The organism is Bacteroides propionicifaciens DSM 19291 = JCM 14649, from assembly GCF_000375405.1.
GTDB lineage: Bacteria > Bacteroidota > Bacteroidia > Bacteroidales > Bacteroidaceae > Bacteroides_E > Bacteroides_E propionicifaciens.
The window spans coordinates 48,563-72,399 of the sequence record NZ_AQWS01000006.1 but is presented as its reverse complement, the minus strand read 5'-3'; the positions used below and the strand labels follow the sequence as shown (position 1 = coordinate 72,399).

The window sequence follows — 23,837 nt, the reverse complement described above, 5'->3', positions numbered from 1 at the left end:
ATATAACTTAGTGATAGTTAGAGGCTAAAATCGGCCTAGTTACGGATTGGTAATTCTCCCATTTACTGCTGCTGCTGCAACCACAAGCGGACCTGCTAAAATCGTACGTGCTCCCGGACCTTGACGCCCTTCGAAGTTTCGGTTGGATGAAGACACAGCGTATTTTCCTGCAGGAACCTTGTCGTCGTTCATGGCCAAACAAGCCGAACAACCAGGCTGACGAAGTTCAAATCCTGCCTCTTCGAGAATCTTATCTAGCTTTTCGGCTTTAATCTGATCCATCACCAACCAACTACCTGGTACGAGCCATGCTGTAACATTGTCAGCTTTCTTCTTTCCTTTTACATAGCCAGCAAAAGCCCTAAAATCTTCAATTCTTCCGTTAGTACAGCTACCAAGAAACACATAATCAATCTGTTTTCCTTCCAAAGACTCTCCTGCCTCAAAACCCATATAAGCCAAGGACTTTTCGAAAGAACTCAAACTAGCCGATTCTACTTGATCTCTAGTGGGGATAGATTCGTCTATAGCCATTCCCATTCCGGGGTTGGTACCATAGGTAAGCATCGGACGAATTTGTGAGGCATCGAGTGTGATCTCTTTATCAAAATTAGCACCTTTATCGGTTTTCAGACTCGACCAATAGGCTAAAGCCTCATCCCATTTTTGACCCTTAGGAGCAAATTCACGCCCTTTTAGATATTCAAATGTAACCGCATCAGGAGCGATCAAACCTCCACGTGCACCCATCTCGATACTCATATTGCAAAGCGTCATACGTCCTTCCATGCTAAGATTGCGAACAGCCTGACCTGCATACTCCACAAAATATCCTGTAGCACCACCTGTTGTCAGTTTGGCAATCATATAAAGCGCCATATCTTTGGCTGTAACCCCTGGCTGAAGATCCCCCGTAAAGTTAATACGCATTGTTTTGGGGCGGTTTTGCAGCACACATTGGCTAGCCAAAACCATTTCTACTTCACTCGTACCAATACCAAAGGCTATTGCGCCAAAAGCTCCGTGAGTTGAGGTATGACTATCGCCACAAACGATTGTCATTCCGGGTTGAGTATATCCATTTTCGGGACCTACCACATGGACAATTCCATTTTTCTTATGTCCTAACCCGTAATAAGTAAGCTTAAAATCTTTAGCATTTTGACTTAACGTATCGACCTGCTTCTTAGATATTGCATCGGCAATGGGTTGGTCTTGATTGATTGTGGGAATATTGTGATCGGCAGTCAAAAGAGTTTGACTAGGGCGAAGTACTTTCAAGTTTCTATTTCTAAGACCATCAAAAGCTTGAGGGCTAGTTACCTCGTGACAGAAATGTCGATCGATATAAAGTTGTGTAGGGCCTTGGTCAACGGTACTCACTACATGAGCGTCCCATACCTTATCAAATAATGTTTTTTTCATCTTACTGTTCTATTATCGTTTTGTAGTATTCTCTTTGTCTAATCTCTCGTAAAGTTTCTTCAGGCATCGGTGAACTTATTTACCGCATCAATAAAGGCTTCTACTGAAGCAGCAATAATATCGGTATTTGCCGAAAACCCATAATAAACTACGTCGTTGTAGGCCACATGCATATGGACTTTGCCCGTATCGTCACTCCCCCTATCAATAGCCTGAATAAGGAACTCTTGAATTGACATCTCCCGACGAATAATCTGTTTGACTGCTTTAATAGCTGCATCAACAGGTCCATTTCCACTGGCTGAGGCTTCAAAAAGTTCGCCTGCAATCCGTAATCCAATGCTAGCCACATTGCGAACGTCAATCCCCGAAACCACTTGTAGGTACTCTACCTTAATGCGTTTGTCGTCACTATTTTTGCCTAATAATGATAAAACGTCTTCGTCGTTGATGTTTTTCTTCTTATCGGCAAGCTCTAAGAAGTCGTGATAAACAGTGTCTAACTCTTCAGTACTAATCTCTACACCCAAAATCTCAAGGCGATTTTTTAGGGCTGCTCTTCCACTTCTGGCAGTCAAAACGATAGAGTTGTCACGGATACCCACATCTTGTGGATTAATAATTTCGTAAGTATCGACGTTTTTAAGTACACCATCTTGATGAATCCCCGAAGAGTGAGCGAAGGCATTTCTACCCACGATTGCCTTATTGGGTTGCACAGGCATATTCATCAAACTTGAAACCATTCGGCTTACCGAGCTAATCTCTTGGGTGTTGATATGGGTGCAGTAGCCTCGATGCGGATGACTTGCCAAGGCCATAACTACCTCTTCAAGAGCTGTATTTCCTGCTCGCTCTCCGATTCCGTTAAGCGTAACCTCTACTTGTCTAGCTCCGTTCAATACCCCCGAGAGTGTATTTGCTGTTGCCATACCGAGGTCTTGGTGACAGTGGGTTGAAAGAATAGCATCTCGCATATCCACATGGTCGATTAGGTATTTTATTTTAGCTCCATACTCGTCGGGAAAACAATAACCCGTTGTATCGGGGATATTGACCACCGTAGCACCAGCCTTGATTACTGCCTCAACTACTTGAGCCAAGTAAGCATTGTCGGTTCGGCCAGCATCTTCGGCATAAAACTCTACATCATCCGTAAAACGACGTGCATATTTTACGGCTTTAACAGCACGTTCAATAATCTCCTCCCGGGTAGCTCCAAATTTGTGGCGAATATGGAAGTCGGAAGTTCCAATACCCGTATGTATGCGTTTGCGTTTGGCATACTTGAGTGATTCGGCAGCAACATCTATGTCTTTCTCTACCGCTCGTGTCAGAGCACAGATAACAGGCCATGTAACAGCTTTTGAAATTTCAATGATCGATTTAAAATCGCCAGGACTTGATACAGGGAAACCTGCCTCTATCACATCGACTCCCAAACGCTCCAGAGCCTTAGCTACTTCCACCTTTTCAAGGGTGTTCAACTGGCAGCCTGGTACCTGCTCTCCATCTCTTAATGTCGTGTCGAAAACATAAATTTGTTCCATCTTTTTACTTTTATGGTCTTATCAGAAAAGCCTCTCTCACAAGTAGTGAGAGAGGCTTTTTTGATTCAGTTATTATTTTAATTTATTCAATAACCCACATACCTATCTCACTACTATCACAGTGTAACAGCAGAATAATAATGAGGACGATAATGACGTTATTGTTTAATAAATTTTTCATTGCTTTCTTGTTTTGTATCTCTTAACAATTACAAACAAAAAGAATTTAATTCACATATCAAAACAATTACCACATAAAGTGTAATAAAACTTTCAATTTAGATATTTATACGACATATATCTACCGATTCATCACGAACAGGCAATGCTTAGTTACAGTTTATCGGGATAAAACGAGTAAGTCGTAATGGGTAAGCGAGTAAGTTGCACTACCCTAACCACTAGGGTGAACGATCATTACTATGGGGTTGCTTTATAAAATTACTGATTGATAGGACAGAGAGTAGATAAAAAAGGTCGGTTTAACCTTAAAGATTAAACCGACCTGATATTTTTAATTAAATGCCTATTTAGTAAGAACGAGCAAAAACAACTCTACATTCTGAAGGCTTTCCTGTAAGGACACATTTACCAGGAGTTTTATCTCCTTCCAAAGGAATACAACGGATTGTAGCTTTGGTTTCTTCTTTGATTTGAGCTTCAGTTTCGGGCGTACCATCCCAATGTGCTAAAACGAATCCACCAAGATCCAATTTCTCTTTGAATTCTTCGTAGTTATTAGCCTCATAAGTATGAGCTGCACGGAAGTCAACAGCTTTCTTATAAATATTTTCTTGAATTTCGTTAAGCAGATTGCCTACGTACTCTTCAATACCTTCGAGGGCATGCGTAGATTTTTCGAGTGTATCACGACGCATAACTTCGATTGTACCATTTTCAAGGTCACGTGCACCAAGAACAAGACGTACAGGTACACCTTTTAGTTCATAGTCGGCAAACTTGAAACCTGGACGCTTGTTGTCCGAATCGTCATACTTAACAGATACACCCATAGTTTTAAGCTTAGCAACAATAGGTGCTACTTTTTCAGCAAGCATAGCACGTTGTTCGTCACCTTTATAAATAGGAACAATAACAACTTGAATAGGTGCTAATTTTGGAGGTAATACTAAACCGTTATCGTCTGAGTGAGTCATAACAAGTGCTCCCATCAAACGAGTTGAAACACCCCATGAGGTTGCCCAAACATATTCCATTTGATTTTCACGGTTCACAAACTTAACGTCAAAGGCTTTAGCAAAGTTTTGACCCAAGAAGTGAGAAGTACCGCTTTGTAGCGCTTTACCATCTTGCATCATCGCTTCAATGGTATAAGTATCAATAGCTCCAGCAAAACGCTCAGATGCACTTTTCACACCTCTAACAACAGGCATAGCCATAAATTGCTCAGCGAAATCGCTATAAACGTGAAGCATTTTACGTGCTTCTTCTTCAGCCTCTTGTTTAGTTTCGTGAGCCGTATGCCCCTCTTGCCACAAGAACTCTGAAGTACGTAGGAAAAGACGTGTACGCATCTCCCAACGCATAACGTTAGCCCATTGGTTACAGAGGATTGGAAGGTCACGGTAAGACTGAATCCAGTTTTTGTATGTATTCCAAATGATAGTCTCTGATGTAGGACGAATAATCAATTCTTCTTCTAATTTCGCTGTAGGGTCAACCACAACGCCAGAACCATCTTCTGCATTTTTCAGACGATAGTGAGTTACCACGGCACACTCCTTGGCAAACCCTTCTACGTGATCAGCTTCACGGCTAAAGAATGATTTGGGAATAAGAAGCGGGAAATATGCATTCACGTGACCTGTCTCTTTAAACATATCGTCAAGTTGACGTTGTATTTTTTCCCAAATAGCATATCCGTAAGGTTTGATAACCATACATCCACGCACAGCCGACTGTTCTGCTAAATCGGCCTTAACCACCAACTCGTTATACCACTGAGAGTAGTTAACGCTACGTTTGGTAAGATCTTTCAGTTCTTTCGCCATTATTATTTTATAATTTAAGAATATTAATTTATTGAACTGCAAAAATACAAATTATTATGCAATACTGCCTATTACGAGTGGGGAAAATTAGTACCTACCTTACCACAAGTACTTATAAATGTACCTCACGTTGTAGCACAGATCAAGTTAATTTCTACCAAATAGCGTTGACTAGTCAATACTATTTATATCTTTGCCTCAAAACATATAGATTATGAAGGAATTTCTCTCACTAGGACTATTGCTTAACAGAGCTTCAACATCATTGGCCAAATCAATGACAAACAAGCTCAAGGAAAACAAAATAGACCTACCACACTCTCAGTTTATAGTGCTTCGTTGTCTTTTTTATGAGGACGGTATCAGTCAACAACAAATAGCAAGCTTACTATTTAAAGATGCTGCTGCTATAAAACGGACTATAGACCAACTTGAACAGAAAGGGTTAGTTATTAGGGAACAGATAAGATCTCAGAAGAATCATATTTATGTGACTCAGGAAGGCAAACAAATGAAATCTAAAATCTTAAATCTAGCCGAAGTAGCTACTAATAGTGCACTAAAGAACATCTCCGATGAAGAGTTCGAAAACTTTAAAGCAATACTAAATAAAATATACGATAATACTAATGCATAAATTATGAAAAAACTAAAACCAAAAGGAATTAAAACACTAAAGTCATTTCACCTGTTATTTGTAATGATGTGGGTTATGGGTGTTGTAGTAATGGGGATTGTATACTTTACGAATCCTAAATCTGGGGATGAACTTCACAATGCCTTACTTACAATGCGCATAGTTGACGATTTTTTAGTTATACCTGGAGCCATGCTTACGATCATTACGGGTATTGTTTATGGTCAATTTACTAACTGGGGATTCTTTAAACACCGCTGGATTATAGTAAAATGGATAGTTTCAATTCTAATTATCATCATAGGAACATTTGTACTTAACCCTTGGTTAGAATTATGCTTAGAAATTACAACTAACCAACGAGATATTGCAATAAACAATGCTAGTATTTCTCACTATTTCCCTTTAATCTCAATATCTGCTGCTATTCAATCGATAGCACTAATTTTTCTGGTAATTATCTCTGTATTTAAACCGTGGAAAGGCAGATAAAACAAATCGGGCTCCAACTTACTTAAAGCATGGAGCCCGATTATAAAATCAACAAATAATCATTTACCTAGTCAACAGAGGGGAAAGATTCTTCAACCTTCCAAATTATCTCTAAATCGGCTTCTGAAATATTAATCTGAATCACTGTTTCAGGATTTACAGCATGCAGGTTTAACCCATGGCTTATATCATATAAGTTGTTCTTATCCAACAGAGAAACCTCATTAACCTTAATTGTGAATGAAACATCTTCAAGGTTAGGAAGATGATGTATAAAGGTATTGAACCTCGCACAGTTATTTTGCATCTGGCTAAGTTTGTTTCCTTCAAAATAAATTTGCTTCTTAGGAATAATTCTACCACTTGTAGTTAAGGTGTTATGCAAACCATCAATATTAATATTTAGCTTAGCATCACCCTCAACAAACAACTTCTTAAAATACTCATCGGGGAAATTAACTTGGAACTGTAAGTGCCTACATGAGAAATAAACTGTCTCTTCAATAGCTTCTTCAAGAGAAGCGACACTTATTGACAAAACGTCTTTTGTATTGTAAAACTTGTCCAATCCGATATGTGGACTTGATTTTATTCCAGCATTATTCTCATCAGCGATATTATATATCAGCCTATCATTACCTATCCAAATATGGGTCACATTAATAGCCAATCTTCTATTAATGATAATGCAAAAGAGACTGACTCGCTCGTAGAGCTTCTCGGGACTTGCTACAATGGTTAGAATTACGCTTACGTACTACGTGGATTTCTATGGACTGTTTAATCATCCCGAAAAAGACTGGGAAGCTTGTCTAAGAGCTGCTTCAAATATACCCTCAATGCCACTATTATTTGATTAGGGGGCTTGGATTTGAAAAAAGGAACTCGACTTCTGATTAACAGCAGCCGAGCTATACTTTTTTACATTAAATGAGTTTTATCGGACAGCAATAATTTTAATTTGAGATTTATTTTAAATGAAACACAAAGATAGACTTCTTACTTTATTTATCTATTGTCAATAATTCATTCTTGTCATCTGAAATAAGACTTATAAAACGCTCGTATTCTCGTAATACATCAGCAATTAACTCATCTTTGGTCATATATTGCACACTATGCCCTTTGCGACCATCATTATAGTATGTCACTGGAATATAACTCTTTTCGATGTCAATATCTGGAGTATTATCATCTTCAATCAAATATTCAGATAACACTTGAGATTCAGCAAGTACTCCATATCTGAAATTGCGAATCTTATCATGTCTAATGAATAATTCTATTGATAGCTTTGTATTTCTACCCTCAATTATTTCAGCATCAATATTATTCAAAGTCAGTTCACCCTGTAATTCTTCAAAAGCAGGTTTCACTATTTCATTAAGAAACTGTCTCACATCCTTTTTCTCAGAAAAAGATAAGATTCTATGCAATCTATCTTTCCACTGCGAGCCATCCCACGCTATACTTCCATAAGGTAGTTTGGTATTATGGAATAGATGATCTATCTGTAAGGCTTTCCATAAACAATAACAAAGAATCAACATAATCAATCCAAACGGTAGTGCCGAGATTAGCGTCATTGTTTGTAAAGAGGCTAGTCCACCAGAACGAAGAAGAGCCAAAGAAAGCACTATTAGCAAAACGCCCCAAAATACATTTTGCCATTTTGGTGTATGTTTTTTATCTCCAGAAGCTATACTGTTCATTACTAAAATTCCAGAGTCAGCCGAAGTAATGAAAAAAACTATAATCATCAGTATAACTACCACATTTAAGAAGATTGTGAATGGGAAATAGTCAAAGAATTTGAACAGCAATATATCTATATTATCTGATATTCCACTTAAAGCTCCATCTGCAACAAATTTATCTAGCCAAACTGCACTACTACCAAAAACGGTCATCCACAAAAAATTGAAGAGTGAAGGTACAAGCAGCACGGCTACAATAAACTCTCTAATGGTACGTCCTTTAGAAATGCGAGCAATAAAGAGACCGACAAAAGGTGCCCATGATATCCACCATGCCCAGTACATTATGGTCCATCCAGAAAACCACTCTTGCGCCTCTGTTTGGTAAGCAAAAGTATTGAACGTTAAACTTGTAAAATTGCTTATGTAGTACCCAATCCCTTCACTAAAGGTACTCAGTATATAGATAGATGGCCCAACTATTAAGATGAAAAGCATTAATATGATAGCTAGTGATAAATTTAGCTCACTTAATCTTTTCACTCCTTTGTCCACTCCTGTCAATGCAGAGACAATGGCTATAGACATTACAACCACAACTATTATTGCTTGAAATGTAAAGCTAATCTCTGGGACTACACCTATACTCTTCAACCCCGCATTGAGTTGTACAACCCCGAAACCTAGCGTGGTAGCTATACCAAAAAATGTACTACATAGGGCAAAAGTGTCTATAACATTCCCTATTGGTCCATATATATTATCTTTCAAGATGGGGTACAGTCCACTACGAATCGCTAGTGGCAATTTATATCGGTATGCAAAATAAGCTAATATCAACCCCATAGTAGCATAAATAGCCCATGCGTGTACTCCCCAATGAAAGAATGTGTATAGTTGTGCTTCTTTAGCTCTCAATACAGTATCTCCAATTGCTGGTTGAGCATAGTGTGATATTGTTTCTCCAACACCAAAATACATCAGACCAATCCCCATACCTGCTGCAAAAAGCATCGCTATCCACGAAAAGAAACTATACTTAGGTCGTGAATTATCTGAACCCAATCTTATATTTCCTAGTTTGCTCAATGCTAAAACTATGAGAAAGAGAATAAACATTGTAGCTATAAGTACATATGTCCAACTCAGATTTTTAAAGAAATAAGTCTTTATCGAATTTAATAGGACTTCAGCCTCTCGCGGAAATATAAAACAATATAAAGAAATGGTACCTATAACTAACAAACCTGGTAATGCTACAGATTTAGTTAGAGTAGTAGTATTTTTAAATTTGGTTTTGAGGGTATTTAGTTTAGCTCTCATCTTTTAAATACTTTTCGTGAGTTTTATTAGTTAATATACACCAAAGAAATGCGTTGCTAATAAGATCTGTTTACGTAAAAATAGAGAAAACGATTTGCAAGGTATCTTTAATTGTGAATTAATAACAAAAAAGCATCAATTTCTCACATATATTACAATATTTACTAAAACATTAAAAATATCCTAATTGCTATATTTTTCACCTTTTTTCGACTTCATTAATCACTAATCCTTAGAAAATCTATGATGCAGCCTTTAAACTCCAAGCTGTTGATTGTCGGCTTCCCCAAACTAGAACCACTTATAACTTAAATTTTTCAATATCGTTATTAGTTGTGATATAGATTTATTTCTAAGCAAGGGACTTATTTTTGATGGAATTTACAGCAGTATAAAGATTTTAAAAGGCGTAGAAATTGGTCAATGGTGCACCTTGCCCTAAAAGTATCTCCTAATAATTTTGGACTCCAAACATTGTTCGTATATTTACGAACAATTAAGTTGTAACGATTATGTCTAAAAAGGAATTTACTGAAGAACAAGAGAATATTGCACGTATTGCTAAAGCATTAGCGCATCCCGTGCGTATTGCTATTTTGCAAATGTTAGCCTCGCAAGAGTGTTGTTATCATGGTGATATGTCAGAGATCATCCCAGTGGCGAAAAGCACTTTGTCTCAACATCTAAAAGAATTAAGAGAAGCAGGGCTTATTCAAGGTACAATAACATTACCCACAGTTAAATATTGCATCAACCAAGAGAATTGGCTTTTAGCAAAAACTTTGTTTGCCGGTTTCTTTAAAGAAATAAAGAAACAAGCAGAATGCTCCTAAAAAAATTTACCCTCTATGTTCGGTGATTTACGAATAACGAATCGACAAGCTAAATAATAATATTGAATATGAAAGTTTTAATTCTTTGTACAGGCAATAGTTGCCGTAGCCAAATGGCACATGGTTTCTTACAGTCATTTGCTCCTTCATGGACAGTAGAGTCAGCTGGCACTAAAGCGAGTGGGAAACTTAATGTTAAAGCTGCTGAAGTAATGAAAGAAGCAGGAATTGATATTTCACATCACACATCGGATAGTGTTGAGAAATATCTGGACGATGAATGGGATTATGTAATTACAGTTTGCGGAGGAGCTAAAGAAACCTGCCCTATGTTTGCTGGAAAAGTGAAACATCGGTTACATATAGGTTTCGATGATCCATCAGACAAAACAGGTACTCCTGAAGAAATCCATGCTGACTTCGTGAGAGTGAGAGAGCAAATAAAAGAAGCATTTTACAATTTCTACATTAAAATAAAAGAAAATAATGAGCAATAAAAAAATGGGGTTCTTAAATAAGAACTTAACACTTTGGATATTTTTAGCAATGGCTATCGGTATTGGTTTAGGATACTTTATTCCCTCCTTTAGTGGCTACATAGATGCCATGTCGAGTGGAACAACAAATATTCCATTGGCAATTGGACTCATTTTGATGATGTACCCACCACTGGCAAAAGTTGATTACAAACTTCTACCAAAGGTGTTTACCAATACGAAAATATTAACAACCTCCCTAATCCTAAATTGGATTGTAGGACCAATCTTGATGTTTGTCCTAGCAATCATATTCTTACATGATTATCCTGAATATATGGTTGGTGTCATTTTAATTGGATTGGCACGCTGTATAGCAATGGTTTTAGTTTGGAACGACTTGGCAGAAGGGAATACGGAATATGGAGCAGGGCTTGTGGCTTTGAACAGTATCTTCCAAGTATTCTTCTACAGTTTCTACGCATGGTTATTCATTACAAAACTACCTCCATTGTTAGGCTTTGAAGGGGCAATCGTAGATATTTCGATAGGCACGATAGCTGAAACAGTTGGTATATATTTAGGTATTCCATTTTTGATGGGTATTCTGAGCCGTGCAATATTGGTAAAAGCGAAAGGCAAACAATGGTATGAAGAAAAGTTTATACCTGCTATATCTCCAATAACATTGATTGCATTGTTGTTGACTATTGTATTGATGTTTAGCTTGAAAGGGGAACTAATTGTGCAAATACCAATGGATGTGGTAAGAATTGCAATCCCACTTGTTATCTATTTTGCATTAATGTTCTTCATCAGCTTCTTTGCGAGCAAGGCAGCAGGGACGTCTTATGACCAAAATGCGTCTATTTCATTTACAGCAACAGGTAATAATTTTGAATTAGCTATAGCGGTGGCTATTGGAGTATTCGGTTTACATAGCGGACAAGCTTTTGCAGGTGTAGTTGGTCCACTTGTTGAAGTGCCCGTACTTATTGCACTTGTTAATATTTCTCTATGGTTAAAACGAAAATATTATAAAAACGAATTACAACCTATATAAATTAACAAATGAAAAAGAGAAATCTACTACTTATTCTATTCATTGCTATACTTGCAGTGGCTTGCTCAAACAACGGAAAGACAGAGCAAAAAGAATCAAATCAGAGTGCTGTAACTACTAATGCAGAAGATAATTCCATAACAAAGAGTTTGCAGACTTGGTGGAGAAATACGAAGTATCATGGAATGCTTTAATCATTGCAAAGGCGGACAAATCAATTGATTTGACAGAGCAAGCATTTGCAACAGCAGTAAACTCTCCAGAGGTATTAGAAGCAAAGTTGAAAGAGGAAGTCAACAAATTAGCTGAATAAATTATGGAGTTTTTACAACAGCTAGTTGATAGTTCAGGCATCCCCATACTAACAGCATTCCTACTTGGATTGATGACAGCCTTGAGTCCTTGTCCATTGGCAACCAATATAACAGCAACAGCCTATCTGAGCAAGGATATAACAGAGAAAAAGAGAGTTCTTTTAAATGGTATCTTTTATACAGTGGGTCGTGTAGTTAGTTATACCTCTCTTGGTTTAATATTCTACTTTGGAGCAAGTAAGTTTCAAGTATCAAAATTATTGCAAAATGTAGGAGGATCGTATTTAGGTATCGGTTTAGTGATAATCGGCATACTAATGTTGGATTTTATAAAGATCAATATTCCTAGTCTAAATAAACTGAATCAGAAAATTAGTCAAAAGAACATGAAAAAGAGCTATCTAAATGCTTTCCTATTGGGAGTATTATTTGCTTTAGCTTTCTGTCCTTATAGTGGAGTCCTCTATTTTGGAGTGCTTATACCAATGACTATATCAAGCGCTTCGGGTTTGCTTTTACCTCCAATATTCGCTATTGCAACAGGTCTGCCAGTTATAATCATTGCCTACCTACTAGCTTATAGCATGTCTAATGTAGGAAAGTTCTACAATAAGATGAAAAGCTTTGAGGTATGGTTTAGAAGAATAATCGCAAGCGTATTTATAATAATTGGAGCATATTATATCATAACAAACATATAACTAGAATGGAAATAATCATATTAGGCACTGGATGTGCCAAGTGTAAATCTACTTTTGAGGTTGTACAATCTGTTGAAACTGAATCGAAAATAGATGCGCAGGTAAGCAAGGAGGAAGATATACTAGAAATAGTAAAATACAACATCATGTCACTGCCAGCAGTAGTGGTTGATGGTGAAGTCAAAATAAAAGGGTATGTACCCACTAAAGAAGAAGTTATAAAAGTTATAAAAGAATAATATTATGGAAGGACTAAAATTAGACACAAGAAAAGAAATGAAGATATATGACCCTGCACTATGTTGCCCAACTGGTTTGTGTGGAGTGAATATCGACCCCGAACTAATGCGAATTGCAGTTGTATTAGAAACCTTGAAGAAAAAAGGAGTTGTAGTAGAGCGTTTCAATCTTCGCGATAATCCACAAGTGTATGTAGATAACAAAACTATCAATGATTGTTTGATGAATGAATCAGCAGATGTTTTCCCAATTACTACCCTTGATGGCGAGATTGTTTTGAAAAAAGCATATCCTACTAATGCACAAATATCAGAATGGCTCGATGTGCCCGAATCTGAACTTATCATAAAGAAATAGTATAAACCATATTTGTTAAAATCTAATTTATTTTACCCACAAAATGGGTAGAATTAGATTTTCACATCTCCCAACGAAAAATAAAATGAAAGATATGAATTTATATAATCCAGCTAAAGAAAACTTTACCAAGTATATTTTCTTCACAGGAAAAGGTGGTGTAGGTAAAACATCTATAGCTTGTGCTACTGCTACAAACTTGGCAGATAGTGGTAAGAATGTATTACTTGTAAGTACAGATCCAGCATCAAACTTACAAGATGTATTTGATATGTCACTCAACAACAAAGGAACTAAGATAAAAGAAGTACCTACTTTGACTGTTATCAACCTTGACCCTGAGCAAGCTGCTGCTGAATACAAAGAGTCTGTAATAGCTCCATACAGAGGGAAATTACCCGAAAGTGTAATAGCAAATATGGAAGAACAACTATCAGGCTCGTGTACTGTTGAAATCGCAGCATTCAATGAGTTCTCAGATGTGATAACAAATGAAGAGAAACGCAAAGGTTTTGACTACATTATCTTTGATACTGCACCAACAGGACACACTTTGCGTATGCTCCAATTACCATCAGCATGGAATACCTTTATTGACGAAAACACAACAGGGGCATCATGTTTAGGACAATTGTCGGGATTGGAAGATAGAAAAGAAATCTATAAAGAAGCTGTGAGAACATTGGCAGATGGAACTCAAACAACTCACTTTTTGGTGAGCCGACCAGATGAAACACCACTTAAAGAGGTTGAACGTTCATCTAAAGAATTGTTTGATTTGGATATTAAGGCTCAACATTTAATCATCAATGGAGTTTTGGAAGAGTATGATGCAAATGATACTATCTCTAGTCAACTCTACAATCGTCAACAAAGTGCGCTAAAAAATCGCTCACAAGCATTATTGAACCTTAGGACATTCTTTGTTCCACTTCGTTCGTATAATATGACTGGGATAGATAATATCCGAAATATGCTCAATACCGATAGTGTTTCTTCAGATGCTTCAAATAAAGTAGATACTTCTGACTACAAAGATTTAGAAAACTTGATTGAAGATATGTATCAATCGAAGAAGAGAGTAATCTTCACGATGGGTAAAGGTGGCGTAGGAAAAACAACAATAGCAGCTCAAATTGCTCGTGGACTTGCATCGAGAGGAGTAAAAGTACATTTAAGCACAACTGACCCTGCTAATCACCTAGCCTATGTAAACACTCAAATAGAAGGTATTACAGTGAGCCACATTGATGAGAAAGCTGTTTTGGAAACATATAAAAAGAATGTATTAGACAAAGCTAAGAAAACGATGGGTGATGCTGATCTGAGTTATATTGAGGAAGATTTACGTTCACCATGCACCCAAGAAATAGCCGTTTTTAATGCCTTTGCTGAGATAGTCGCTAAAGCTGATAATGAAGTCATTGTAATAGATACTGCTCCAACTGGACACACCTTACTTCTACTCGATTCTACCCAAAGCTATCATAAAGAGGTGGAAAGAACACAAGGAGATATCAATCCAGCAGTACAGAGCTTGCTCCCTCGATTGAGAAACCCTAAAGAAACAGAGGTTGTTATTGTTACTTTACCCGAAACAACACCTGTATTTGAAGCACATCGTTTACAAGAGGATTTGGCTCGTGCTGGTATACAAAATAAATGGTGGGTTGTAAACTCTAGTCTATTACTCACTGATACAAAGAGTCCTTTCTTAAAAGCTAAAGCACAAAGCGAGGTGCAATGGATTGAGAAAGTGAAGGAATTATCTAACAACAATTTTGCAGTCATCGCTTGGAAAGAAGTTGTAGAATGATAAAAAGAAGTGAACTCACTAGCTTAAGCTAGTGAGTCTCATTTGTCAATTTGGCTTCAGCATTCGATATGAATAATAAGCCCGTTGGCACGCAGGACTTCTCATATCATCCTCATGTAGCTTATGATAATGTGAAGAATATCTATTTTACAACGTTCAATGTTTTAAGACCTAAAGATCTTATAGACTCTAAAATACAGCTCTCTTATCCTGAAGGAAGTAGTTCATTTGTACAAGATGTAAACGAGTTCATTAAAAACAACTTGCCACAAATCAACTTACAAACTACTCAAGAGATTCTGATAAAGATGCACTTAAAGATTACTGACAGTGAAATCACAGTAACTGTTCCCAATTGGAAGATTGAAGACTCAGGCTCCAGTATAGAATAAGTTTTCTCAATTTCTTTGTTAAGACTTTACAACAATCCTAAAAGTGGGAGATAATGTATACGCATATCTCCCACTTTTTTTGGCTGATTTAAACAAAAGCGCTACCTTTATGTTTAAAGAACATTAGACATCAAATAAGAGAGTACCTGGCAATGAGAAAAGTTTCATCACATATATTATTAATGATTATGCTGTTGGTAAGCATCCAGCCTACCTTAGCTATGCATTTTTGTGGTGATAGCCTTCATGCTATTTCTTTGCCCCAACCTGCTCTTGAACACCACAGTTGCAATATGCAATGTGCGGACAACCAAGCAGAATCACACAGCTCTTTTAACAATATCCCTTGTTGCTCAATTGAGAACGTACAGGTTAAGACCGATACGTATCAGGCATCTGAGACACACCCGGACTTAAATCTCCAGCGCTATATAGTGATGGAGCTAATTCCGTTGTATCTCAACTATATCTATGAGCCCATGCTGTGGGATGATTCTTCATTGCAGATTCTTCATAAATTTCCCCCTCGTGGCTTAGGTCAATATACATCTGACCTGCTTAAAAATATTTGTATCTACCGACTCTAGCATTCGGTTGCTGGCTTTTATAGCTAACAACCAAACTGTTTGACACCTTTTACTCAGAAGTTAAAAAGGGTGTTTTACTAAACTTAACCCTTAATTGTGGGGTTGAGTACTTATGCTATCACATTAATAGATATAAATATCAAAACTCATGTTGAATAAAATCATTGACTATTTTTTAAAGAATAGGCTCATCACTGTGCTTCTTTTAGTAAGCGTGGTGTTATGGGGGATTTCTACAGCACCATTTAATTGGCACGGTGGAGTCTTACCTAGCGATCCTGTTCCTGTTGATGCTATCCCCAATATCGGAGAGAATCAGCAAATCGTTGCTACCGATTGGATGGGACGATCTCCCAAAGACATTCAAGATCAGATTACTTATCCACTAACAACAGCCCTACTGGGTACTCCTGGTGTAAAGACCATTCGTAGTACTTCTATGTTTGGGATGTCTATCATCTATGTCATATTTAACGATGATGTAGAGTTTTACTGGAGTAGATCTCGCATACTTGAAAAATTAAACTCTCTGCCTGCCGGAACACTCCCCGAAGGAGTTACCCCTGCTTTAGGACCTGACGCTACTGCTTTGGGACAAATCTATTGGTATACACTCGAGGGGCGTAACCCACAAACAGGTGAACCTACTGGTGGATGGAACCCGAGTGAACTTCGTACGATTCAAGACTTCCAAGTTAAGTACGGACTTGCAGCAGCCGAAGGTGTTTCAGAGGTTGCTTCGGTCGGAGGCTTTGTTAAGGAGTATCAAGTAGAAGTTGACCCTGATAAAATGCGTGCATTCAATGTCACTATCATGGACGTAATGAGTGCCGTTCAAAAGAGTAACCAAGACATCGGTGCCGAAACTGTTGAGATTAACAAAGCTGAGTACTTAGTACGTGGGCTAGGATATATTAAGAGTGTTGCTGATCTCGACGAGGCAGTAATTACTGTCCGCCAAGGTGTACCTGTTAAAATTAAAGATGTTGCATTCGTCAACTTGGGTCCAGCTACTCGTCGCGGAGGTCTCGACAAAGAAGGGATTGAGGCTGTTGGAGGAGTTGTTGTTGCCCGTTACGGTTCAAACCCTATGCAGGTAATAAATAACGTAAAAGACCTCATTGCTGAACTTGATGCTAGTTTACCACAGAAGACTCTAGCTGATGGTACGGTCTCCAAAGTTACCATTGTACCTTTTTACGATCGTTCGGGGCTTATCCAGGAAACTGTGGGTACACTCGAAGAAGCTTTATCGCACGAAATCATTATTAGTATTATCGTTGTGATTGTCTTGGTCTTCAACCTAAGAGCCTCTATCATTATATCAAGCATTCTACCCATTGCGGTACTAGCTACTTTTATTATAATGCGTTATACTGGCATTGAAGCCAATATTGTCGCCCTATCAGGTATTGCCATTGCTATTGGTGTGATGGTCGATGTGGGGGTTGTCTTGGTCGAAAATATTCTGCGGCATATGGACGAGAACCCCCAAGTAAAACGAAAGGGTAAAGCATTTGCTCAACTGATTTATAATGGAGTTAGCGAGGTTTCAGGAGCTTTGACTACGGCAATGCTTACAACGATTGTGAGTTTCTTGCCCGTATTTGCAATGCAAGCTCAAGAGGGAAAACTGTTCCGTCCACTAGCATTTACTAAAACCTATGCACTAGGAACGGCCTTTATTTTGGGTATTCTACTTATCCCAACCATTGCATATTATGTGTTGTCGCTCCGAATTCAGTCAAGCATCATTAAGAAGATTGCCAACTATGCATTAATCGTTCTTGGTGTAGTGCTTACTATCGTTTATGGAGAGATTATTGCACTAGCATTGCCTCTGTTTGGTATCAATAACCTTATTGCACACCAATACAAAAACAAGAACTTATACAACTATATTAATGTTGGCATAGCCGTTTTCGTAGCAATCTTCTATCTAACAAATCAGTGGTTACCGCTAGGAACAGAAGATAGCTTTGGACTAAACTTTTTCTTTGTTTTAGGAATTATAGGCTTGATATTAGCGGTGCTATGGCTTCTAGTTATCTACTACGAAAATATTTTGCACTGGTGTTTAGATCACCGCTGGAAGTTTATGCTTATCCCAGCATCAACTCTTGTTTTCGGGCTAGTTATTTGGTTGGGCTTCAATAGCACTTTTGGATTTGTAGCCAAAGGGTTTGAGCTTGTTGGTTGGAAAAGCTTCCGTCAAACTAGTTTTTGGCAAGCAAGTAGCGACCGTTTTCCAGGTATTGGAGAGGAGTTTATGCCTAGCTTAAACGAGGGTTCATTCTTACTGATGCCCGTAACCATGCCTCATACCGGAATTGAGCAAAACTTAGAAATGATTGCCTTGCTCGATAAACGGGTACAAAACATTCCTGAGGTCGAAATTACAGTTGGTAAGTGGGGACGTGTAAACTCTGCACTCGACCCAGCTCCTACTCAAATGTTCGAGAATACCATTAGCTATTACCCCGAATATAAGCTCAACAAAGATGGTAACAGACAACGTTTCAAAGTAGATAGAGATGGTGCTTTCGTCTTGGCTAATGGTGGTACTTATAATCCTAAAGAAAGTGCCTTTAGAATTGTACCCACAGATAGTCTAATCCCCGATAAGCGTGGAAACTACTTCCGCCAATGGAGACCAGAGATTCGCAATCCAGACGACATTTGGCAAGAGATTGTCAATGTCTCGCACCTTCCAGGCATGACAGCTTCACCCAAACTACAACCCATTGAGGCCAGGTTAGTGATGCTATCAACGGGCATGCGTGCTCCTATCGGACTAAAAGTAAACGGACCAAATCTTGAAGCCATTGAAGAAGGCGGTAAAGCTCTTGAAGAGGCACTCAAAGATGTTCCATCTGTAATGCCTTCGACAGTATTCTACGACCGTGCAGTAGGTGCTCCCTACATTGAAATCAAACTCAATAGAGAAAAGATGGCACGTTACGGAATCACTGTAGCCGACCTACAGGAGATTATTAGTTCTGCGGTAGGTGGGATGGAATTGACCACAACTGTAGAAGGAAGAGAACGTTTCCCTGTTCGTTTGCGCTACCCTCGTGAGCTTAGAGAAAATCCTGAAGATTTAGGTAAGCTAATTATACCTACAGGCATGGGGGCTCAGATTCCACTAGAGGAAGTGGCAGATATCGAATATACGCGTGGAGCTCAAATGATTCAGAGCGAAAACACCTTCCTTATTGGTTACGTTATCTTTGATAAGGTAGCAGGTAAGGCAGAGGTCGATGTAGTCCGTGAAGCCGATAAGGTGCTTAGAGAGAAGCTAGCTTCTGGCGAATTAGTACTGCCTGAAGGTGTAGGTTATGCATTTGCTGGTAACTACGAGCAGCAAGCTCAAGCTTCGAAACGCTTATTATTGGTCATTCCACTGAGCTTGATTGTGATTCTGCTCATTCTATACTTCCAATTTAAGTCGATTACAGCTTCACTTATTCACTTCTCAGGGGTATTCGTAGCTTTTGCAGGAGGATTTATCTTGCTGTGGCTATACGGAGAACCTTGGTTTATGAATTTCTCTATCGGAGATATGAATATGCGAGATCTGTTCCAGATGCACCCCATCAATCTGAGTATTGCTGTTTGGGTAGGGTTTATTGCCCTGTTTGGAATTTCGACCAACGATGGGGTAATCATGGGTACTTATATTCACGATACATTCGAGAGATTGAAACCAAACACGCCTAGCGAAATTCGTGATGCTGTTGTTTATGCAGGTCTCAAGCGTGTACGCCCCGCAGCGATGACCACCGCAACAACTCTGATTGCTCTACTCCCAGTATTAACCTCAACAGGTAAGGGAGCCGATATTATGGTACCGATGGCAATTCCAACCTTTGGAGGAATGTTGATTCAGTCGATGACCATGTTTGTGGTACCAGTATTCCAATGCTGGTGGAGAGAGGCTATTTTTAAACGTAATCAAAAAAAACAAAACAAGAAACATGATACAAATCAAGCATAAATTAATATTAGGACTGATGGTGCTTTTGCTCGCACCCCTATCCTATGCTTCTGATAAAGATTCGTTGAATGTTTATCTACAAATAGCAGCTGAGAATAATCCAGACGTACGTTCGGGATTTGCCAATTACAAAGCTGCTTGGCAAAAAGTTCCGCAAGTTAGGGCTCTAGAAGATCCTACCCTAGAGGTTGGTTTTTTCTTCAAACCTATGGACATTGTTGGTGGACGTCAGGTAGCTGACTTTACACTGATGCAAATGTTCCCTTGGTTTGGGACAAAGAAAGCTGCTCGCAACGAGGCTACACATATGGCTAAAATGACTTATGAGCAGTTTAGAGAAACCCGTAACAATGTCTTTCTACAAGTCTATACCCAATGGTACAAGATGTTGGCCTTGAAAGAGCAACTGCGCAATAATCAATACAATAAAGAGCTGTTATTGCAACTCAAAAGCTTGGCCTTGCGACGTTTCTCTTCACCACAATCTTCAGCCACACCGAGCTATACTCCTCCTGCAACAACTAGTGCTGCAGCACCAATAACTGGTGGTGGTATGTCGGGAATGAGCGGTATGTCGAGTAAATCGAATGAGTCAGCTAGCAGTCCTGCACCATCATCGGGCATGTCGGGAATGGGTAGTGACATGGGAAGTAGTTCACTCGGAATGTCGGAGGTGCTTCGCATTGAATTGGAAATTTTAGAGTTGGACGACAATATGGAGACCATACTGGCCAACTTAAATACCGAAGAAGCCATATTCAATACCCTACTGAACCGCCCTATTGACTCTCCAATTCTATTGCCCGAAACAATTGACAAAACTGCTTTTGCAATGAGTCAAAGTATGGAGTCGGAGTTAATTGCCAAAAACCCTATGTTAGGCATGCTCGAACAAGAGCAAAGTGCTTATCGAGAAATGGGAAAAATGAATAGACGAATGAGTTACCCTATGTTGGGTATAGGTGTTCAGTATATGCTGATCAATAAAACATCGGATGCTATGCTGGGTATGGGAAGTATGAATGGAGACGATATGGTAATGCCGATGATCTCAATCAGCCTACCGATATACAGAGGTAAATACAAGGCTCAACAGCGCGAAAGTAAGTGGAGACAACAAATGGCTCAACAAAAGTATATTAGTACGCTAAACAACCTCAACAGTCAAATTCATCAAGCTAAGAATAGTCTAGAGGATGCTGATCGAAAGATATTGCTTTACAATAGGCAATCTGACTTGGCGCAGACGACCTATAATCTGGGACTTAAAGAGTTTGCTGTTGGCAAGACAGATTTAACCAATCTGATTCAGATCCATCGTCAGCTCTTAGATTATAAGCTAAAGGAGGCTCAAGCAATTGCCAATTATAATACGCAGGTTGCTGCCATCCAAAGTACTATTTCGTTTAACTACGTTACAAAAGAAGATTAATCATTATGAAAAAGAATAGCATATTAAATACGATTACCAGAAACAGATACTTCCGTTACGGAGTATTTATATTTATTGGTGTGTTTCTGGGTTGGGTGTTTTTTGGCAAAGGTGGAGTACCACATTCGCACGAAGGTGAAGAAGAACATGATCATGCTGCTCAGGCTGCGCAACCTACTGTTTGGACCTGTTCTATGCACCCACAAATTAAACAAGATAAACCAGGTAAATGCCCTATTTGTGGGATGGATTTAACCCCCATGCGTTCATCAGCCAATTCTGACGAGCAAGTAGATATGGATGCTATCCAACTCTCACCCGAAGCTATGGCACTAGCCAATGTTGAAACGACTGTAGTGAGCAAGGATAACCCAACTAAGGATATCTCTCTATACGGAACAATCCAAGCTGACGAACGCTTAGTTCAGTCGCAAACAGCGCATGTAAGCGGTAGAATCGAGAAGCTCTATATAAACTTCACAGGAGAAAGCGTTAGTAAAGGTCAGGTTATAGCCCGAATCTATTCACCCGACCTCCAAAATGCACAACAAGAGTTACTTGAAGCACAAAAATTAGTAGGATTACAACCCGACTTATTAGAGGCTGCAAGAGAAAAGCTTCGTCTTTGGAAGTTAAGTGATAATCAAATCGCTCAAATAGAGGCATCTGGTGTGGTATCGCCGACTATTGATATTAAGGCCAACACAAATGGTATTGTTGTCGAAAAGCGAGTAAACGAAGGAGATTACGTCTCTCAAGGGTCAGTGCTTTTTAACGTGTCTAATCTTTCGCAAGTATGGGTCATGTTTGATGCTTATGAAATCGATTTACCCTTCTTAAAAGTTGGAGATAAATTGGAATTCACGGTACAAGCTATACCAGAGAAGGTGTTTAGTGGTAAGATTTCATTTATCAACCCGATAATTGATAAGACTACCCGTACAGCCAAAGTTAGGGTGGCAATACCCAATGCTAATTTAGCTCTCAAACCCGAAATGTATGCCAGTGCCAAAATCAAAGCAACCCTGACAGAACACTTAAATCAAATAATTATACCTAAGTCTGCTATACTTTGGACAGGTAAACGATCAATCGTGTATGTCAAGCAACCCGATATTAATGCAGCAGCATTTTTATTGCGGGAAGTAACCTTAGGCCCTTCACTAGGAAACTCTTATGTCATCTTGTCGGGACTATCGGAAGGTGAAGAAGTAGTCACCAATGGCGCCTTTGTAATTGATGCAAGTGCACAGTTGGAGGGTAAAAGAAGTATGATGAACGATCAGGCGGGCACTAGCTCTACAGGTAGTCACGCTCATCATGGGGCAGAAGCCAAAACAGATAGTAAAGACACGAAACACGCAATGTTGGGTGTAAAAGGTGCTTGTGAAATGTGTAAGGACAGAATAGAGAAGGCTGCAAAATCTGTTGATGGTGTGCTTAGTGCACATTACGATTTGAAAGGACAAGAACTTCATCTAGACTTCAATCAAAGCAAAACAGATTTAGACAAAATATCTAAAGCTATTGCTGCTGTAGGCCACGATACAGATAAAGACAAGGCTGATGAAGTAACTTATAATGCTTTACCAGGATGTTGCCACTATAGGTAGTCAATAATAATAATACACGTCAAACTAAAAAAAATGACGGAACTAGTTTTAAAATAAAAGAGGACTTTATACGGTCCTCTTTTATTTTACCCTAGCCTAAAAAACGACCTACTCATTTGATCACTCCGACTAGCTCATTTAGCCGTTCCCACTTACTGGGCTGATCAAAGCTAGTAAGTGCTTAAAGAAGAATGATCAATTTGTATATTAATAAGAATATTTATTCATCAAAAACTAAAAGACAGGCAATTATAAAAGCTATTAATCTAAAAGTATGCATTATAATTTACTACAAATTAACTACACAATAATCCTATTATAGTAACGTATTTTCAACAATAAAACATTGGTACATAAATCAGTAGATCACCATATTACATTAAGATTTCATTCATAAAATTAAACAATATTCGTATTTGAATTGAAATAAACAACTTGATAAATCAAGCTTAGTATTCCTTCATTAGAGACAGGTCTAGGCAGGCTTAGTACACAAATAAGAGCTATTTCAATACAAATAAAGCTTACATAATAGATTAGTTAATGCTTGCACACTAACAATTATTAATATATATTTGCTAGTAGTCGATATAGATATAATACTTACTATAGAGTAAGAATCGAAAGCGCTTTTGTTCTAAAATATTATTATGTGAATTAATTTTAAGCTACTCTATATCACTAAACTGTTTTTTTATAAATACTTTCATGTTTATAATTTATAAATATGAAACCTTAACTAGAAAAATAGTATTACTAATTAATTGGAAGAGACGGAGTATGTACGTGAGTATCTATTCCGTTTCGCTTTTATATATACACTTCGGTAATCATCTTAGTCCTACCCCATTATAGAGGTTATAAGCTCAGATACAAATAT

At 38.3% G+C, this 23,837-nt stretch carries 21 protein-coding genes; 16 read left to right on the top strand and 5 right to left on the bottom strand.

What is annotated here, in order from left to right; genetic code table 11:
- Positions 1-39: 39 nt before the first annotated feature.
- The 3 genes from leuC to proS all read right to left on the bottom strand — a co-directional run bounded on the left by leuC (position 40) and on the right by proS (position 4,987).
- The gene (leuC, locus tag B091_RS0102960) at positions 40-1,425 is read right to left on the bottom strand and encodes a 3-isopropylmalate dehydratase large subunit (RefSeq protein WP_018108519.1); all 1,386 of its coding nucleotides are present in this window, start codon (positions 1,423-1,425) and stop codon (positions 40-42) included.
- A gap of 59 nt (positions 1,426-1,484) precedes the next feature.
- On the bottom strand, positions 1,485-2,975 hold the full coding sequence (locus B091_RS0102955; protein ID WP_018108518.1) for a 2-isopropylmalate synthase: 1,491 nt from the start codon (positions 2,973-2,975) through the stop codon (positions 1,485-1,487).
- 530 nt (positions 2,976-3,505) lie between these two features.
- Complete coding sequence (gene proS / locus B091_RS0102950) at positions 3,506-4,987, bottom strand: proline--tRNA ligase (protein ID WP_018108517.1); 1,482 nt, start codon at positions 4,985-4,987, stop codon at positions 3,506-3,508.
- Positions 4,988-5,201: 214 nt separating this feature from the next.
- On the opposite strand from proS, the gene B091_RS11670 reads away from it, so the two are divergent.
- Together B091_RS11670 and B091_RS0102940 are read left to right on the top strand one after the other, a co-directional pair.
- A complete protein-coding gene (locus tag B091_RS11670) occupies positions 5,202-5,624 on the top strand; it encodes a MarR family winged helix-turn-helix transcriptional regulator (RefSeq protein ID WP_018108516.1) in 423 nt (140 codons plus the stop codon).
- 3 nt (positions 5,625-5,627) lie between these two features.
- On the top strand, positions 5,628-6,116 hold the full coding sequence (locus tag B091_RS0102940) for a hypothetical protein (protein WP_025069520.1): 489 nt from the start codon (positions 5,628-5,630) through the stop codon (positions 6,114-6,116).
- Positions 6,117-6,183: 67 nt separating this feature from the next.
- Here the strand turns inward: B091_RS0102940 and B091_RS0102935 are convergent, their stop codons facing one another.
- Complete coding sequence (locus B091_RS0102935; RefSeq protein WP_040368787.1) at positions 6,184-6,774, bottom strand: hypothetical protein; 591 nt, start codon at positions 6,772-6,774, stop codon at positions 6,184-6,186.
- 346 nt (positions 6,775-7,120) lie between these two features.
- Positions 7,121-9,136 carry a BCCT family transporter gene (locus B091_RS0102930; protein ID WP_018108513.1) on the bottom strand — a complete coding sequence of 672 codons (2,016 nt, stop codon included), beginning with the start codon at positions 9,134-9,136 and terminating at the stop codon, positions 7,121-7,123.
- Positions 9,137-9,648: 512 nt separating this feature from the next.
- On the opposite strand from B091_RS0102930, the gene B091_RS0102925 reads away from it, so the two are divergent.
- The 14 genes from B091_RS0102925 (at position 9,649) to B091_RS0102865 (ending at position 22,957) form a co-directional block, all read left to right on the top strand.
- Positions 9,649-9,969, top strand: a complete 321-nt coding sequence (locus B091_RS0102925; RefSeq protein ID WP_018108512.1) for an ArsR/SmtB family transcription factor — start codon at positions 9,649-9,651, stop codon at positions 9,967-9,969.
- A 68-nt stretch (positions 9,970-10,037) separates the two neighbouring features.
- Positions 10,038-10,466, top strand: coding sequence for an arsenate reductase ArsC (locus B091_RS0102920; protein WP_025069521.1), 429 nt, complete (start codon positions 10,038-10,040; stop codon positions 10,464-10,466).
- A complete protein-coding gene (gene arsB / locus B091_RS0102915) occupies positions 10,456-11,508 on the top strand; it encodes an ACR3 family arsenite efflux transporter (RefSeq protein WP_018108510.1) in 1,053 nt (350 codons plus the stop codon). The genes B091_RS0102920 and arsB overlap by 11 nt, the downstream gene beginning before the upstream one ends.
- A gap of 8 nt (positions 11,509-11,516) precedes the next feature.
- Positions 11,517-11,702 carry a hypothetical protein gene (locus tag B091_RS12570; protein WP_155888237.1) on the top strand — a complete coding sequence of 62 codons (186 nt, stop codon included), beginning with the start codon at positions 11,517-11,519 and terminating at the stop codon, positions 11,700-11,702.
- Entirely contained in the window at positions 11,669-11,821 is a 153-nt protein-coding gene (locus B091_RS12565) for a hypothetical protein (RefSeq protein WP_018108509.1), read from the top strand. Before B091_RS12570 ends, B091_RS12565 begins: the two co-directional genes overlap by 34 nt.
- Before the next feature lie 3 nt (positions 11,822-11,824).
- Positions 11,825-12,523: an aromatic aminobenezylarsenical efflux permease ArsG family transporter gene (locus B091_RS0102905; RefSeq protein ID WP_018108508.1), complete on the top strand. Its 699-nt coding sequence runs from the start codon at positions 11,825-11,827 to the stop codon at positions 12,521-12,523.
- Between the two features lie 5 nt (positions 12,524-12,528).
- Positions 12,529-12,762 (top strand): thioredoxin family protein, encoded by a 234-nt coding sequence (locus B091_RS0102900; protein WP_018108507.1) that lies wholly within the window; start codon positions 12,529-12,531, stop codon positions 12,760-12,762.
- A 4-nt stretch (positions 12,763-12,766) separates the two neighbouring features.
- Positions 12,767-13,120 carry an arsenite efflux transporter metallochaperone ArsD gene (gene arsD / locus B091_RS0102895; protein ID WP_018108506.1) on the top strand — a complete coding sequence of 118 codons (354 nt, stop codon included), beginning with the start codon at positions 12,767-12,769 and terminating at the stop codon, positions 13,118-13,120.
- Between the two features lie 94 nt (positions 13,121-13,214).
- Entirely contained in the window at positions 13,215-14,936 is a 1,722-nt protein-coding gene (gene arsA, locus B091_RS0102890) for an arsenical pump-driving ATPase (protein WP_025069522.1), read from the top strand.
- 50 nt (positions 14,937-14,986) lie between these two features.
- Positions 14,987-15,328, top strand: coding sequence for a FimB/Mfa2 family fimbrial subunit (locus tag B091_RS0102885; protein WP_025069523.1), 342 nt, complete (start codon positions 14,987-14,989; stop codon positions 15,326-15,328).
- Between the two features lie 152 nt (positions 15,329-15,480).
- Positions 15,481-15,915, top strand: a complete 435-nt coding sequence (locus B091_RS0102880; protein ID WP_018108503.1) for an HYC_CC_PP family protein — start codon at positions 15,481-15,483, stop codon at positions 15,913-15,915.
- A gap of 148 nt (positions 15,916-16,063) precedes the next feature.
- Positions 16,064-19,912, top strand: a complete 3,849-nt coding sequence (locus tag B091_RS0102875; protein ID WP_018108502.1) for an efflux RND transporter permease subunit — start codon at positions 16,064-16,066, stop codon at positions 19,910-19,912.
- Positions 19,893-21,344 (top strand): TolC family protein, encoded by a 1,452-nt coding sequence (locus tag B091_RS0102870; RefSeq protein ID WP_018108501.1) that lies wholly within the window; start codon positions 19,893-19,895, stop codon positions 21,342-21,344. Before B091_RS0102875 ends, B091_RS0102870 begins: the two co-directional genes overlap by 20 nt.
- Before the next feature lie 5 nt (positions 21,345-21,349).
- Positions 21,350-22,957 carry an efflux RND transporter periplasmic adaptor subunit gene (locus tag B091_RS0102865; RefSeq protein ID WP_018108500.1) on the top strand — a complete coding sequence of 536 codons (1,608 nt, stop codon included), beginning with the start codon at positions 21,350-21,352 and terminating at the stop codon, positions 22,955-22,957.
- Positions 22,958-23,837: the final 880 nt, after the last annotated feature.